Raw genomic sequence first — 16,150 nt, 5'->3', positions numbered from 1 at the left:
CATAATCGGGCCGCTTTAGCTCAGTTGGTAGAGCACGTCATTCGTAATGACGGGGTCACGTGTTCGAGTCACGTAAGCGGCACCATTTCCTTTAAAATCAAAGACTTGAATACCGGTTTCCGCAGGTGGGACATTTCGGTGAGACATTTCTTTGTTTATCCCCTCCTACATTCTTAAGTCCCGACACGGTGTCTTCTACTTCCGCTGGCCCTTGCCGAAGCAACTACACCCACGCCAGAAATCTGAAACGATCAAACTTTCGCTACAGACACGCGACCCACGAAAAGCATTGCGCTTGTCACGGTCCTTGATCCAGATAGGCGAAGAGTTGGTTGAGGACGGAATTGCATACGGAATGCGGTACGATGAAATACGGGCGGCTTTGACACGCCATTTTAAAGACCTTCTAGAAAAGAAGAAGCGGGACATTGCCGCAACCGGCAGGCTCGGTTCATCTGATCGCGAGAAATTTATTGCTCGTCAGCATGAAGTGCAAAAGGCGATTGATACCAATACGCCTATCCCAACGAATAAAACTGAAAGCGAATTGCTGGACACCTTCATCCTAAAATATCAACTCAACATTCTTCCAGATAGCGAACAGTACCGTTGGTTACAGCGGGATATCAAACCGGCATTTCGTAGTCTCATTACATCAGTTCTAGCCTATGATGACTCGCTGGATCACTTTGATCTAGGGCAGTCTATCCCTATAACTCCGGTTTCTTCGCCTGCGCCCAGACCAAGCCCCAAAAAAACGACGGTAACTCTGCACGATTTGTCAGACCGCTTTATCGCGGAGCGCAGCCTTGGCAACAACTGGGTTCCCCGAACCAAGCTTGAGAAGCGGGATCACATTGACCTGTTGAAAGAAATAGTCGGTTCGTCCCGAGACATATCCAGCCTGACGCCGCAGGATGTGGCACAGGTCAAAGACACACTGACATCTCTTCCGAAAAACCGTCATAAAAATAAGGTGACGAGACACAAACCATTAGCTGAGGTTCTGAAGATGGCCAATGTCGAGAGGCTTCAGGTAGCGTCGATCAACAAGTACTTGCAAACATACGGCGATCTGTTCGAGTACGCGCTACAGCACAGCTTCGTTGAAAAGAATCTGTTTTCCGGCCTCTCCATCAAACAGAATAGGCAGCGGTCACAAAACGAGAGAGGCGCTTTTTCGCTTGCTCAAGCTCGATTGCTCATCAACGCTTTGACCGACCCGTTGCCGGTTCTCGTAAAGAAACCGCACCAAAAATGGGGACCACTTATCGGACTATATACAGGAGCCCGCTTGAATGAGATCGCGCAGATCGATGTTGCAGATGTTCGCCAAGAAAGCGGCATATGGCTTTTTGACCTGAACGATGAGGGTGAAGACAAGCAATTGAAAACAGCCTCGTCCAGACGGCTCGTCCCCGTGCACGCTAAGCTCATCGAACACGGCTTCTTGGACTATGCAGATGCAATGCGCCAGCAGAAGAAACGGAAGCTGTTCCCCGATTTGCCGAACACGGTCGAGCATGGCAGGGGTAGGAATATCGGTCGTTGGTTCAACGAAACGCTTTTACCAAAACTCGGCATCAAGGACAAAGGCTTGGTATTCCACAGCCTCCGGCATACCGTGGTTACCAGACTAAGTCGTGCAGACGTCCCGGAATCAATCATCAAAGCAATCGTCGGACATGCGCAACAAGGCGTGACGCAACAGCACTATTTCAAGGAAGGCTACACCTTGCGGCAGTTAAATGACGCTATACAGAAACTGGACTACAGCGTTCAGGATGGAAACGAGTAAGCCTCCCCACTATTGACAGGGAGTCCCCAAAGATTCAAACAGGTTGTGGAGCCGTACGTGCGGCTCTGGGGCGTGGAAACCCCACACGAGAAGCTGGTGCTGGCCGTTTCAGCACCGCACTCCTTGACCTATGGTCGGGGAGCCTGTGGCGTATGCAACAGGTTCACCCGAACTAAAGGCTACAGGGACCGTCTCGTGCGGTTTTCCAACTCCCCGATCACCAGAGATCAAGGGGCTTGCTTGCGGGGACGTACCGCAACGATTGCCCCACAGTAGGGGCGGTCATGTTTGTCATCCTTATCCTCGGTGCCCTCGCATGGGGTGCGTACCAGTTCTTCAAATACAATACGAACTCAGGTGCGGAAGCCTTGCGCGCATATATCTACCTTGAGGCGCTGCTTCGGGGAGACGGTAGCGAAACTGCACAGTCCCTCGCATCTGGCAATATGATCGATCTTGATACAGAAGTGATCCAGCACATCGTCAGCGAAATTCGAGTTGTTCATGCGGGCAGGCAATTACCGTTGATTGCCGAAGCCTACAGACGGGGTATGTCAAGCAGAATGCCAGGATGGTATCGATGGTCGGCTTCGCAATGCGACCCCACGACTTCAGTGTTCGCGGTCTACGCAAGCCCGCTGACTATGCAAGAAAAAGAGCCGCGTTGGGTGCAGTCTTTCGTCAGATATTTCGTAATAGGCGAATTAAAGGGAGAACCGGAGGCCGCGATACCCGGCACGGTGCTTATGCCTGACAACCTTGTCGCCCTGATAGAAGGCAACGTTCCGGATTATTATCAGTTTTCAATCCCCGCCTCCCTACAGCGCTACATGGCGTTTGCCTTTCCAGCTACTGAACAATTCCGCAGCGATTTTCTTCCTTCCGAAATCAGGGACTATCTCACAAAAACCATTCGGCACCTTGGGCAACCGGGGATTATGAGGCAGATGCTGCAAAAGCAACATGTCCAGACCAGCGGCTCTCCAATAACGGAAACCGAACTGGACGAACTGACAGCAGTGATGAAACAGCGCCAAGCAGAAGGAGTAGACGTTGTTCAAATGATGTACGGGATGGGCTTGCTGTCGATTACGGAAGACGAGTTCCGCGCGAGACACGATAAAAGCTACGAACAATTTGAAGCGGAGATGATCGCCTTCAACAATCTGCCAGATTGGAATGACACAGATTCAGAAGCAGTAATTCCTGACCACGAGGCCATACAACGGAACACGACAAGTTCGACCCAAAGCTAACCGAACAGATAGCTGCCTTTGATGAGTTCTGCCGAATTTTCGTTGCTGAAATAAAGCGGCTTCGTGACATCCCGGTAAATGAGGTTCATCCGGTGGAAATTATCGGGGATGAGCCATTCCGGCATGCTTTCGTTTCCGGCACAGGCCCTGAAGAACTGGCTAGAACATTCAAGATAGCTACTAATCCGTCGCGGAGTGTCTTACCCGGGTGGCAATAGGAGTTGGCTGTTGCCTTCCCCGCGCCGGGCCACCACCAATAGCATCACGTTCAACCGTGACGTATTCAGACGAGAAGGACCACAGAGAGCGTTTCCTGATGGCGCAAGGGTGAACCCTAGAAAATAGGACAACCGGTCGGCATTGCACCGATTAAGGTCTTTGAATAAAAAATCATCCGAAATTAACAAAGAATGCGTATCATGCATGTTTTACCGGCATGATTTATGCGGTCAATCTACATACATTATTATATCTATATCCCACTCCCATATATATCTGCACATTCACCTTTATCTAACTCTTTTCATTACCTAGCATTCAGCCTTTGTATTATTCATATATCTACGATATTGTACTCTTATCTATCTATATACTCAATCTCTAATCGGTCATTCTCTCTTGTATTCCTATCCACTCCACTCCTAGCCTGAAACCGATATCTTTTTGGTCGGTCGCTATTTTATTCCTTATACGAAGGACATCATCAATACCGAGATTTACTATTAAAATCAGTTATTTAAGACATAAAAGACCGGCACCCATCAGGTCGGCTTTACTTCGCTACTAATCTATCGCATCGCTGCGCCTACAGATATTCCGGCCGCGCTGAATTGAACTTAGTCTGCGATCCTTCACAATGTGATTCATACAGGATTATCTATAGGAGCAACTACAAAAGATCGCTGTAAATCAAATATTTACCGGTAAGCCGCAACTAGAAAATCGTCGCATTTGGTCGCAGAATGGCATTTACGGTCTTTTGGGTAAAACCCCGATCCGAATCCGCAACTCGCGTCAGAGGCCTTCCTTGGCCGAAACAAGGCGTATTATTCTCATCAAGACGCTCTTGTCACCTCGAACTGGCGGGCAGCGGTCCAAAACCAGCTCAGGTTGACCCATCCTTGCTCCCGGCTGCTACAATCTTCTGCACCGTCGCCTTCGAATAACCGATTGCATCAGCGACCTTACGAATGCTCACACCTTGATGCCGTAGCGCCATTACCTGCTTGCGAACATCGTCAGTAACTTTTGCGGGCCTGCCACCCGATCGTCCTTCAGCCTTTGCCTTCGCAATTCCCTCTATCTGCCGCTCCTTGCGAATATCCGTTTCAAATTCGGCTATCAACGCCAGTATGCCCATTACGAGTTTGCCGGTGCGGCTGCTAGTATCGATTGCAGCGTCGTCCAGCACCTTGAAGGCAACACCTTGCTGTTCCAAATTGCTTACAATCCTGTAGAGATCGGACGTCGAACGAGCCAATCGGTCCAGCTTGGTGACGAGCAATGTATCCCCCTCTCGCAGATACCGCAGACACTCAGCCAGTGCGGGGCGCTCGCCGTCGAGACCTGATCGTTTTTCCGTGAATATCTTGGCTGCGCCTGCTGTTTCCAATTTCCCAACCTGAAGAGAATAGTCCTGCTGGCTAGTGGACACTCTTGCGTAACCGATAATCGCACCCATGCTCTGTACTCCTAATGTCTTAAGGATATGCAGACGCATAATTAGTGTACTCAAAATGTACAGTCAAGGCACATGTGATAATAAGGTATACATTTGTGGACACATAATAGGTACCCACCCCCATATGTCATTTAAAAGGAGAACCTGTCAGCAGACGGCAACTCTATTCTGGTTGTCGCCTACGGCATTAAGCGACATCAATGGACTGGCAGGGGGGGGGAAGTGACAGGCTTGATCTGATCTAAATACCCACACGAAAAATTTTATAACATTTCAACTCTAGTCGCCAAGAAGTCACAAGGATGCTTGACCTGCGGCCGAGCGCTGGTAGAAATTTCATTATCAACCTAGCACCTACCAGTAAAAATTTCTAAATTAGTAATGATCGTAGTGTGCTAAATTGTGCCAGCAGAGCAGACACTCATGGACTTATCTTCGCATGCTGGTATTACGCATTTATTGACGTAGGGGCAGTGCAAGAACACAATAAATCTTCAATCATGCTGGAGTGCCTATCCTGACCAACTTAGCTAGATACCCGCTAGACAAATTTTTATTACTTCAGTCCAGATGACGCCTGATTATAGGGTTACCCAGGCCTAACTTTGCCTCGCTGCTGTCTGCGCTTATTGGAACGATGCTTATTTGGATGATCCATATATCTTTCTTGCCAGTCTCCCAAAGTTACGAAGCGGAGCACACGCTCTCGTGCATTTTTGACCGTTATAGATTTTGTCAGCTTTTCAACTTGAGTTAAACGATCAAAATATTCTCTTGCGACCTTTGTAGCTTCATCCTTATCTTTGTGCTTTATCAAAGCAGATATGTGACCATTCACAAGAGTAACGATAGGATAAACATCAACCTCAATAGGAGAATCTGCGTCCAATTTTTTCAGCGAAGCAACTGCATTTTTGATTATATCCTTTGTGATCGAATCATACTCAGTACGTTCAGCTGCATATCGCAGTTGCACATCGCCATATGCATGGACGGCAAATGGGTTTTCCGGAAATGCATCGATGGAACGACGGAGCATTTTAATAGATTCCTGCACGTCACCATGACCAGCCAAGTAAAGTCCATATTGTAGCCAGAAATGACCGTCTAGTTGAAAATCTACTTCGAATTCTTCGTAAATCTTAATTCCACCGCCACGCGAATTTTTTCGTCGCTCGTTCTCAGAAATAAATTTATGATTCAAAATCGCCCGGAATAGCAGCGCATCGCGGCGGCCCACACTGCGTACTACGGGTATATTATACTTCAAGTAATACCTGAGCGTCGCAACGATTGCATCTATAATGTCCGCAAACGAGATGAGCTTTTCAATGATATGTCTGATATACAACTCGTGCCTTGCAAACAATCGCGCATCTCTGTCGAAATCAACAATACCAGCTAGCGCATCAAGCGCACGCTGATAGGATCGCTCTAGCGCGACACGACCATATACCTCTCTAGCCATTTCATCGGATATACCCACACGAGCAATCGTGGCAAGGCCAACGATCAAGAGAAGCTTCTTTGTATCAGCGTCGGGTAGCTTCTCGAATTCATGCGATATAACATTTGTGAAGTTCTCAGAATCTGTGGCTTCTCTTAGAGCGATTAGTAACTGTTTTCGCGACGATCTCAGGCGCTTTTTTTGCTGATCAAGAGTCAATCTTCTAAAGCGGGGAGATGGAACGAACTTTAGAATTCTCTCAATGAGAGGCTCCATATCTTGTTCAGAAAATCTTTCAAAAAGGAACTCATCCGAATATCGTGACGTATATCTTGATAGTTTATCGCGCCACTCATTTGTTCTTGCCGTAGACACAACCCATATATTCTTGCCTTTTATATATTCTAAATCAGATGAAAAATTATCGCCATATACAAATATGTCTGAAATATAAACAACAGCACCATCAGGATGAAGCTTCTCTATCAATTTAAAAGCAGATTGCACTGACTTTACATCAGGGGACATATCAAATACTGGAATTTTTGGATTTTCATTAGCAAAATGTAAGAGACTTTGCATAGCAGCGGCGGATTTTCCGCTTCCTGACTGACCTGTTACAACAAAAAGGCGATGGTCACTTTTAAGGTAACTTAAGAATGCTTCATACAAATTTTTTGTAGCGGCAAGCTCGACCGGTATATCAGTTGCTACAAGTTGCCACGACGGAGGGAAACCATTGAAGAATTGACGTGCTAACGCAGTGTAATCTGCACCGCCTAATTGACGAGCCCTTAAACGTAGCTCTGTAGGGTTAACGGGATATAGGGAATGAGCGACACCAATCTCCGCCTTGGTGATTTGGTCGAGTTCTGCCGTTTTGTATGAACTTTTTTTGCTGAGGACGTCGATAGGTGTTGAACCACCGGGAATCTTTTGCTCTAACCATTCGACAAGACTCTCCAAAGTACCTTTGACATGCACTATGCCGCGAGCTCGAAGCGCTTTGAGATTTATTTGTGTGAGCTCATCAGGCGTAACTAGAAACGCTCTGCCGACTTGACTTTCTGCTTCCCTTTTAACTCTATCTATCTCGGCGGAAAGAATTGGCTCATTCATGGCTGAGCCAATAATAATAGGGCATGTGGTAAAGTAATCCTGGGCGAGCCTCTTATACCAGTGATGCCAGTTCCCGTTTAGAGCGTTATTGTATTCATTCTCTGTAAATATGAACCGATGTTCCGGCTTTGTTATTTGTCCATGAAGATAAACAATATGGAGATATTCGTGACTATCGAATTCTATAGCTCTATCAATCATGCCGTTGTATATTTGAATCGACTGAGACTTCAGAGATCTATTATTTTCAATAAGATCGTCGACATTCCACAAGTATAGCCTGCGCCACGTGTATTTGAATAATTTCTCAAATTCAATTGACGGCTTACATCCTTTGTACGATTTTTTATAAACATCTAATATTTGAGGAGAGCTCAACAGTTTATCACCGGAGATAGCGTCCAAAACATCTTTAAGACGCTCGCCAGCATAGGGTATTGCTGCGGCTTTACATAGACGTTCAGCCAAGGCATCGGACAAAGGAACAGGTAAATCCTCTGCATTCCTACTGGAAACAGACGCCCCAGCGCCAAGAACTGGCATAGCGTTTCCTTCTTGAATAGCCTTAAGAAGATACGCCTCGTCATCACCCGAAATCAACAAACCCATTCGCCGTTCGCTCCCACACTTGTATGTGAGGTATACCAGCTACATATAGCGGGATAGTTGTCAACTTCGCCCTTGGGTTTTATTCGAAAAACTAAATGCAATTTGCTGATGTTGCATATTTGCAAACAAACTTATGCATCCATTCTATGCGCGCCATTTACTGCATCACTGAGAGGCTTCGGCAACCTCCCTAAGGGCTGAATCAATGGCCGACTAACATCGGCTTTTGCATCAACGAGAATCGCTGCCTTCGCTGTCTCCCAATTTCAACAAGGCCAACTTAGGCCTGAAGCGCGGACGAGGACGATCACTTCATAACCCAGATTTTAGGCATTGATCCCGGTAGCTATTCACGTTGTTGCAGTCTGTCGGGATTCTATGTAGCTTGGGGGACCATAAAGTGAGACATCGTGTCCTGCTATCCAGCTGTAGTTATCATTAGTATTCAAATTCTTAGATAAATGGAAAGCCTTCACGTAAGCGGCACCATTTTATTTTCCCAAATTTCAAATATTGCGTGATTGCGCCTCCACGCGATTGATCTTCGCTTTGCTACCGCCCTGCGGGCCCAAGCGAGATTTGAAACAAAATTGTGCTTATACGCGTTGACTGCTCAGTTATCGCAAACTGGAAAGCCAATCATCGTGGACGTTATTCGTATCCTCATCGCCATCCTCCTCCCACCCGTCGGCGTGTTTCTTCAGGTCGGCCTCGGGCTGCACTTCTGGCTGAATATTCTTCTGACGCTGTGCGGGTATGTTCCCGGCATCATTCATGCCATCTGGGTCATCTTGCGCAAATGACACCCGCCGATCACCGACGATAAGGCGTCCACAATATTTTAGTACGTGATTAAATTCTCACTTGCTTCTGGAACCCGAACTTCTCCTTCACGTTATGGTGATGACATAGCCAAGGAGAAAATCATGAACCAGATCATCTATATTGTCGGCCTCGTCGTCATCGTTCTCGCGATCCTGTCGTTTTTCGGCTTTCGTTGATCCCCGTTGTCAATTCGATTGCTTGCGCATATCCTAAGCAACAGTGACACACGACTGCGTTCATGGGTTACTTCGCTGTCGGGTGTATTTCGGGATCGCGTTGCTCTGGGAGGTGCACGATGAAGAACGAGAGATGGACAGAACCTGTCGAGGTCAATCTTGAGGCGAAGGGCAAGAGTGTCGTCGCCGGCCCCTTTGAAGCGCTGACATTGTTGACCGAAGGCTGGCCCAGGATTGGCGGATTGAGCTTCGTGAAAGCCAGAAGCGCCTGCCGCGCCGCCCTTGACGGGCGAAAATCGCCGGAGGAAGCGCGCAAATGCTTCACCGATGCGGTTTCCGAGATGCAAAAAAATCCGCACTGACAGGTCCAAAAGAAAACGGCTCCCAATAGGGAGCCGTTCTTTTAGGTTGGCGCTTCCGATGATTGAATGGCCGGAAGCGCCTTTCCAGACCTTTTACATCCAATAGGGTGCAACGCCGTAATAGTCGTAGACCTTGCGGTCCTTGGCGTAGAGAAGGTCGTCATCATCGAGATTGGTGAAGTGCGGCGCGTTTTCGATCTGCTCCTTGGTGAGATCGATACGGTAACCGTCGAGCTCTTCGTCATAGTGAAGCTTTTCCCAGGGAAGCGGGTAATAATCGTCGCCAATGCCAAGGAAGCCGCCGAAGCTCAATACCGCGTAAGCCACGCGGCCGCCGCGTTTTTCCAGAATGATGCGCTGGATCGAACCGATATGCTTGCCATCGGCGCCATAAACGCGGGTGCCTTCGACCTTGTCGCTGGCGATGAGGCTCGGCGTGTCCTTGACATAGGGATCCTGTCCGACGCGGGGTTCCTGATGCAACATGATAGTTTCCTCCATCGACTTCTTCGTTGGTGTCACATTTGGTAAACCCCGGCACCCAGCAAATCGTTCCGAAGGATCTCCGGCTTCGCGCCTGGATTTTTTTAAAGGAAGATGGAACGAAACGGCGCCTATTGGCGGATTTTTTGCCAGACGGACGGGGAAACGCCGACCATCTTGCGGAAGACGCGGGAAAAATGCGCCTGATCCGAAAAACCGGCGGCGATGGCGATATCGGTCAGCGCCATGTCCGGCCGCATCATCAGTTCCTTGACGCGATCGATGCGGGCTTGCATCTGCCATTGGTGCGGCGGCACACCGGTTGACGCCTTGAAGGCGTGGCTGAAATGGGATTGAGACAGGTTGGTGAGTTCCGCCAGTTCCTCCAGCCGGATCGACCGCAGGCAATGTTGACGGATGTAATCGGTCGCCGCCCGCAATTGCCACGCGGCAAGCTTGCTGCGTTTCCTCACCGGTTCCCGTTTCACCTTGAGGAAATCCGTCAAGAGCGCCAGCACAAGGCTTTCGCCGTAAAGATCATGCAGCGGATCGGGATTATCGCATTCCGCGGCGATCAGCCGCGCGAGCGCCAGCAGGCGTTCATCCTCGAACATCAGATGCGGATCGAGAAGCGCGTGCGGATCGAAGCCCTGCACCAGCCGCGCACCCAGCAACCCCGCATCGAAATGTAGATCGAGATGGCGCACGAAGGAGACATTGCTGAGTTCGGCATGTACATCGATATCGGCGGGCACGAAGGAAATCCGGTTCGCCCTGGACGAGCCGCAAGTGTCGCGGCGGCAGCGGTTCATCATGAAACGGCCGTCATCCGTCCCCTCCATGTCCAGCAGGAAAACGAACCGTGGATCCTTGCCGACATAACGCCCGCCCGCCTTCGGTGCGCAGCGCACATCCCAGAGATCGGCAACGATGCCGTTCCACACCCTTGAGCGCGGGCCGCCGATAACGGCGAAACCCTCGATCTCATTTTCCATCCGAACGCGGAAAGCCATGGCCTCTCAATCCCGCAAAGCGCCACGGCGCCACTATAAACATGATAAATCTATTCATGTTTATAGTGGCAAACTATATTTCCCGCAACTGCCGGCCATAGGCCCGGTGTCACCACTTCTTGGAAAGCTTGAGGGTGATGGTGCGACTATCGCCCCAGCCGCAGACGGAGACGCCGGCGCAGCTCTTGACATATTCCTTGTCGAAGACATTCGCGACGTTGACTGAGGCCGTCCAGTCGTTCTTCTCATAGCGGATCGCGGCATCGAAGACCGCAGCGTCTGGAACACGCAGCGTGTTTGCTGCATCCGCCCAGGACTTGCCCTGATAACGCACGCCGCCGCCAATGCTGAGGCCTTCAAACGTCTGATCGGTGAAAGCGTAGTCTACCCATAGCGACGCGGTGTGAGCGGGCACGATCCACGGCGATTTGCCAATCAGGTTGGGATTGGCATCCTTGGTGATATCGAGATCAGTATAGGAATAGGAGGCGAGCGCCTTCCAGTTCTCGTCGAGATTGGCCTTGGCTTCCAGCTCGAAGCCGGTGGATTCCACCTGCCCGAACTGACCGCTCGTGGTCACGCCGCCCGCCGTATAGGAAACAATGGCATTGTCCTTGACCAGCTTGAAGACGGAAGCCGTGATGCTGCCGTCGAAGAAGCTCGGCTCGTATTTGATGCCCGCCTCGAACTGATGCCCTTCCTCCGGAGAAGCCGGGGTGCCATCGGCAAGCGTATCGATCAGCGGATTGAAGAAGGTGGCGGCCGAAACATAAGGGGTGAGGCCATTGTCGAACTCATAGGCCAGACCGGCGCGGCCGCTCAGCGCGTCATCATTGGAGCGGCGGGAAACACCCGCCGGCAGCCGGTTGTTCAGTTCGGTATCGACATAGTCATAACGGCCATTCAGCGTGACCAGCCAGCCATCACCAAACCGCAGCTGATCCTGGGCATAGATACCGATCTGCTGCTGGGTGACGATATTGTCGGCATAAACGAAGTTCGTTCCCTGCGTCGAGCCATAGACCGGCTTCAGCGCGCCGATCGCATTCGATCCGCAGCAGGCCTGCACCTGGTCCAGCCGGTAATATTTGTAGTCGAGGCCGAACAACAGTGAATGGCTGACCGCACCTGTATCGAACTGGCCTTCGACGCGGTTGTCGACGCCGAAGCTGTCGACCTTCGACACACCGTCATAACCGAAGCGGGTCAGCATATAGTCGTTGGTGGTGGGATCGAGGATCGGCTGGCCGTTGGCATCAGCATTGGCCCAGCCGCCCGGATAGGGCCCGGTCTCGTGCTTGTAGAGATGGCCGTAACGGGCATTCTGGCTGATCTTCCAGCCATTGTCGAACTCGTGGCTGACGTCGTAGCCCACCATCGACTGATAGACACGGCCATTATCAATGTCCGGTTCGCCATAAAAGGCCTTGCGGTCGAGCTTGCCGAACGGCGCGTCGACCACGGTGCCGACATAGGGCAGGAAACCGTTGCCGACATGGACCTGATCGAGTGCCGAGAAATAACCGTAGAGCGTAGCGCTCGTCTGGGCATCGGGCTCGAAGGTGATCTGCGGCATGATGAAACCGCGCAGATCCTCGGAATAGTCAGTGTAATTGTCGCCGCCCGAGACCTTGCCGGTGACGCGATATTTCCACACGCCCTCGGCGTCGACCTTGTCGCCGAGATCGAAACCGAAAAAGGCATTGCCGAAATTGTTGATGCCGATTTCCGTTTCGCGGACCGGCGCGTCCTGCGGGCGCTTGCGGACCATCTGCACGATACCACCCGGATTGGCACCGCCATAGAGCACCGAGGCGGGGCCTTTGAGAACCTCCACCCGCTCCAGACCGTAGGCATCCATCTGGAAACCACCAAAACCGTAACTGAACAGGTTCAGCCCGTCCAGGAACACACCGGTCTGGGTGGCCTGGAAACCACGGATGTAAAACCAGTCCGTGTCAGGGTCTGTGCCGAAGGGTTCCGCCGTCACGCCGGGCGTATAACGCAACACCTCGTCGATTTTGGTCACCGCGCCGCGGTCGTCCATTTCCTGACGGCCGACGACCGATACGGACTGGGGAATGTCTTTCGTTTCCGTCTCGGTTTTCGAACCCGTCGCGCTTTTCTTCGCGACATACCCCCGAACCGGTCCCGTCGCGTTTTCCGCGCCCTGTCCCTCAACAGTAATCTGCTTCAGGACGGTCGTTTCCTGTGCGTGGCCCATCACAGGCCCCATCAGAACAACGGCAGCCGTTCCCAAAGCCAGACGGCTCAAAAACATCCCATGCAAATTTTTCAAGATATGCCCCGAAACAGATAGCGGCCGATGTTCATATCCGACAGGCCGCAGCACCTCAATTAAGATGAGTGTTTACATCAGGATTAAGACGGGATGCTTGTCGTTTTCGGGGCGGATTTGAAGCTTATTGGCTTCTCGCACAGTTTCAGACCCGTCATTTGTGAGGGCGGAGGTGGATATCAGCCCTTGCGCCGGCCGATCCTCGCAAGCAACACCACGGGAAGCATGCCGATGACGACAATCGCCAGTGCTGCGATAGACGCCTCCTCATAGGTGCCGCGCGCCGCTTCGCCATAAAGATGGGTGGCGAAGGTTTCGAAATTGAGCGGGCGAAGGAGAAGCGTGGCGGGAAGCTCCTTGACGCAATCGACGAAGATCAGCAATGCCGCCGCCGCCAGCGAGGCCTTGGAAAGCGGCAGGTGAATCTGGCGGAAGGTCTGGGTCGCGGATCGCCCAAGCGTGCGTGAGGCATGATCGAAGGAATGCGGGATGCGGCTGAGCCCGGCATCGACACCGCCTGCGGCTATGGTGAGGAAACGGGCGGAATAGGCATAGATGAGGGCCGCACCACTGCCGATGAAGATGAGGCCGGTGGAAATGCCGAACCAGTCACGCATGGTCTGGTCGACGAAACGGTCGAAACCGCCAAGCGCTATCAGCACGCCGATGGCGATCACCGTGCCGGGGGCCGCATAACCGACCGTCGAGAGGCGGTAAGACCAGAGCGACAGACGCCCCGGCGCAAGGCGCATGGCGTAAGCGACCGCGAGGCCGAGGATCAGGGTGATCAGCGTCGCCAGCCCGGCAAAGACGATGGTGTTCACGGCCTCATCGGCAAAACGGACCGACAGGCCGCTGAAACGGAACCGCTTCCATGCCTCGATGACGAGATAACTCGCCGGCCCCACAAAGCCGATCAGGACCGGCAGGCTTCCGAGCGTAAAGGCGGCCCAGCCCTTGGGACCAGTCAACCGCAGCGGCTCCAGCTCCCGGCTTTTCTGCGCGGAAACCGAGTAACGCTGCTTGCGCCGCGCCCAACGCTCCAGCGCCACGAGGGCGACGACGATGAACAGCATGGAAAGCGCGATCTGCGCCGCCCCCGGCAGGTCCGATTTTGTGACCCAGGTGGTGTAGACCGAAACCGTGAGGGTGCGCACGCCCAAAAATTCCGAAGCGCCGATATCGTTCAGCGCCTCCATCAGCGCGAGACTGACACCAACGGCGATTGCCGGGCGCGCCAGCGGCACCGCGACCTTGAAAAAAGCCGCACGCCGGGAAACGCCGAGCGTGCGGGCCACTTCCAGCAGGTTACCCGCCTGCGTCAGGAACATGGCGCGCACGGGAATATAGACATAGGGAAACAGCACGAAGCCGAGAAGGACAATGCAGCCCACCGTCGACCTTATATCCGGCAGCCGGAATTCGCGCGGGCTGGAATAACCGAGTAGCCACCGTATCGCGCCCTGCACCGGCCCGATCGGATGCAGAATATCGAGATAGGCGTAAGCGACGATATAGGTGGGCATGGCCAGCGGCAGCAGAAGCGCCCATTCCAGCACTCTGCGCCCGGGAAAATCATACGCGGTGACCAGCCAGGCGGCAGAGGTTCCGACCACACCCGCCAGCAGCCCGACGCCGGCAAGAAGGATGGCCGTATCCGGCAGGGCCGTCCAGAGCACGGTCGCGCCGAGATGATCCCACAGGCCTTCCGAGCCCTGCACCGCCTGCGAAACAAGAGCCAGAACCGGCACCATGGCGCCACAGACCGCCAACAAAGAAAGGCCCAGCCACCAGAAGGTGGAGGAAAACCTGGCTCTCGCCGGACGGGTCAATGGCTGGATGGTGTCTGGATTCATGTGCTTCTGGAAAATACGCGGAAAGGCGTTCGCGGGTGCGAACGCCTTCCACATTGTTATCGTCGACTGGCCTTACTTGTCGAAACCGACCTTGTCGACCAGCTCGCTCGCCTGCTTGCGATGCGACACGATTTCCGTGAGCGGCTTGTTGTCGATCTTCAGTGTGCCGAAGGAAGCGACGATCTCATTGAGAGCAGCGCCCTGCTTGACCGGATATTCATAGTTGGCTTCGGCATAGATCTTCTGGGCTTCGTCAGAAACGAGATATTCCAGAAGCTTGACGGCTTCCGCCTTGTTCGGCGCGTTCTTGGCGACGGCCGCGCCGCTGATATTGACCTGGGTGCCGCCATTCTTGAAGGTCGGCAGAACCACCTTGATGGCATCGCCCCACTTAACCTGCTCTTCGCCGCCCTTGCCCGAGCGCATCAGGCCGACATAATAGGAGTTGGCAATGCCGATATCGCAAATGCCGCCGAGAATATCCTTGGCAACGTCACGGTCGCCGCCGCCGGCCTTGCGGGCCAGGTTTTCCTTGACGCCGGCAAGCCACTTTTCGGTGTCCGCCGCGCCGTAATGGGCGATGTAGTCGGCAAACAGCGCCGTGTTATAGGGATGCTGGCCGGCGCGAATGCAGACCTTGCCCTTCCACTTCGCATCCGCCAGATCTTCATAATTGAAGGAAGCGAGATCGAGGTCCTTCGCCGCATAAAGAACGCGGGCGCGCATGGAAAGCGCGAACCAGTGACCCTTGGCATCGCGAAGCTCAGCGGGAACAGCCTTGGTCAGCGTCTCGGATTCAACCGCCTGGGTGACACCCTTTTCGGCGAGATCAACGAGATTACCGGCATCGACAGTCATCAGAACGTCGGCAGGAGAGCTGGCACCCTCGCTCAGAACACGCTCAGCAAGACCATCCTTGAGGAAAACGGTGTTGACCTTGACGCCGCTCGAAGCGGTGAAGGATTCCAGCAGGGGCTGGATCAGGCCCGGCTCGCGGGTCGTGTAGATGTTGAGCTCAGCGGCGCTCACCGTTCCGGCGGCAAAGGCAACCGTGCTGGCAAGCAGGGCAAATCGAGTAAATTTCGTCATATAGTGTTCCCTCTCCGATAGCGGCAATGGGGAGAGCAAACATCATACATGACGAAGTAAATCAAGTTTTATTTCTCGGTTTTTTCCACGTCTTTGATCACCAAGAGTTGAAAACAGGGCGGGGAATAAAAAAAACA

The 16,150-nt window shown here is 52.4% G+C and carries 12 protein-coding genes, 1 tRNA gene and 1 pseudogene; 6 read left to right on the top strand and 8 right to left on the bottom strand.

What is annotated here, in order from left to right:
- The first annotated feature begins 9 nt into the window (after positions 1 to 9).
- The 4 genes and pseudogenes from NYR50_RS00475 (at position 10) to NYR50_RS00460 (ending at position 3,054) form a co-directional block, all read left to right on the top strand.
- Positions 10 to 85: transfer RNA gene (locus NYR50_RS00475), tRNA-Thr, on the top strand.
- Between the two features lie 66 nt (positions 86 to 151).
- Positions 152 to 256: pseudogene (locus NYR50_RS00470) on the top strand (hypothetical protein); the annotation flags it as partial.
- 99 nt (positions 257 to 355) lie between these two features.
- Positions 356 to 1,798, top strand: a complete 1,443-nt coding sequence (locus NYR50_RS00465; RefSeq protein WP_418137314.1) for a site-specific integrase — start codon at positions 356 to 358, stop codon at positions 1,796 to 1,798.
- A gap of 284 nt (positions 1,799 to 2,082) precedes the next feature.
- Positions 2,083 to 3,054 (top strand): hypothetical protein, encoded by a 972-nt coding sequence (locus tag NYR50_RS00460; protein ID WP_418136439.1) that lies wholly within the window; start codon positions 2,083 to 2,085, stop codon positions 3,052 to 3,054.
- Here the strand turns inward: NYR50_RS00460 and NYR50_RS00455 are convergent.
- The 3 genes from NYR50_RS00455 to NYR50_RS00445 form a co-directional block, all read right to left on the bottom strand.
- Positions 3,051 to 3,179 (bottom strand): hypothetical protein, encoded by a 129-nt coding sequence (locus NYR50_RS00455; RefSeq protein WP_418136438.1) that lies wholly within the window; start codon positions 3,177 to 3,179, stop codon positions 3,051 to 3,053. The genes NYR50_RS00460 and NYR50_RS00455 overlap by 4 nt on opposite strands.
- A 980-nt stretch (positions 3,180 to 4,159) precedes the next feature.
- Positions 4,160 to 4,735: a recombinase family protein gene (locus tag NYR50_RS00450; protein WP_418136437.1), complete on the bottom strand. Its 576-nt coding sequence runs from the start codon at positions 4,733 to 4,735 to the stop codon at positions 4,160 to 4,162.
- 589 nt (positions 4,736 to 5,324) lie between these two features.
- Positions 5,325 to 7,910 (bottom strand): SIR2 family protein, encoded by a 2,586-nt coding sequence (locus NYR50_RS00445; protein WP_418136436.1) that lies wholly within the window; start codon positions 7,908 to 7,910, stop codon positions 5,325 to 5,327.
- A 644-nt stretch (positions 7,911 to 8,554) separates the two neighbouring features.
- Here NYR50_RS00445 and NYR50_RS00440 point away from each other — a divergent pair.
- Together NYR50_RS00440 and NYR50_RS00435 are read left to right on the top strand one after the other, a co-directional pair.
- Positions 8,555 to 8,713: a YqaE/Pmp3 family membrane protein gene (locus NYR50_RS00440; RefSeq protein ID WP_046799460.1), complete on the top strand. Its 159-nt coding sequence runs from the start codon at positions 8,555 to 8,557 to the stop codon at positions 8,711 to 8,713.
- A gap of 317 nt (positions 8,714 to 9,030) precedes the next feature.
- Positions 9,031 to 9,273, top strand: a complete 243-nt coding sequence (locus tag NYR50_RS00435) for a DUF982 domain-containing protein (protein WP_006310665.1) — start codon at positions 9,031 to 9,033, stop codon at positions 9,271 to 9,273.
- Positions 9,274 to 9,366: 93 nt separating this feature from the next.
- On the opposite strand, the gene NYR50_RS00430 is transcribed toward NYR50_RS00435, so the two are convergent.
- From NYR50_RS00430 to NYR50_RS00410, 5 genes are all read right to left on the bottom strand, one after another.
- Entirely contained in the window at positions 9,367 to 9,759 is a 393-nt protein-coding gene (locus NYR50_RS00430) for a PRC-barrel domain-containing protein (RefSeq protein ID WP_174006966.1), read from the bottom strand.
- 128 nt (positions 9,760 to 9,887) lie between these two features.
- Complete coding sequence (locus NYR50_RS00425) at positions 9,888 to 10,769, bottom strand: helix-turn-helix transcriptional regulator (RefSeq protein ID WP_174006963.1); 882 nt, start codon at positions 10,767 to 10,769, stop codon at positions 9,888 to 9,890.
- Between the two features lie 109 nt (positions 10,770 to 10,878).
- The gene (locus tag NYR50_RS00420) at positions 10,879 to 13,050 is read right to left on the bottom strand and encodes a TonB-dependent siderophore receptor (RefSeq protein ID WP_418136435.1); all 2,172 of its coding nucleotides are present in this window, start codon (positions 13,048 to 13,050) and stop codon (positions 10,879 to 10,881) included.
- Positions 13,051 to 13,247: 197 nt separating this feature from the next.
- Positions 13,248 to 14,924: an ABC transporter permease gene (locus NYR50_RS00415; protein ID WP_418136434.1), complete on the bottom strand. Its 1,677-nt coding sequence runs from the start codon at positions 14,922 to 14,924 to the stop codon at positions 13,248 to 13,250.
- A 72-nt stretch (positions 14,925 to 14,996) separates the two neighbouring features.
- Positions 14,997 to 16,013, bottom strand: a complete 1,017-nt coding sequence (locus NYR50_RS00410) for an extracellular solute-binding protein (protein WP_010970877.1) — start codon at positions 16,011 to 16,013, stop codon at positions 14,997 to 14,999.
- Positions 16,014 to 16,150: the final 137 nt, after the last annotated feature.

Source organism: Agrobacterium sp. El2ro-1b (assembly GCF_048298475.1).
Classification (GTDB): Bacteria; Pseudomonadota; Alphaproteobacteria; order Rhizobiales; family Rhizobiaceae; genus Agrobacterium; species Agrobacterium fabrum.
This window is presented reverse-complemented; position numbering and strand designations above follow the sequence as displayed.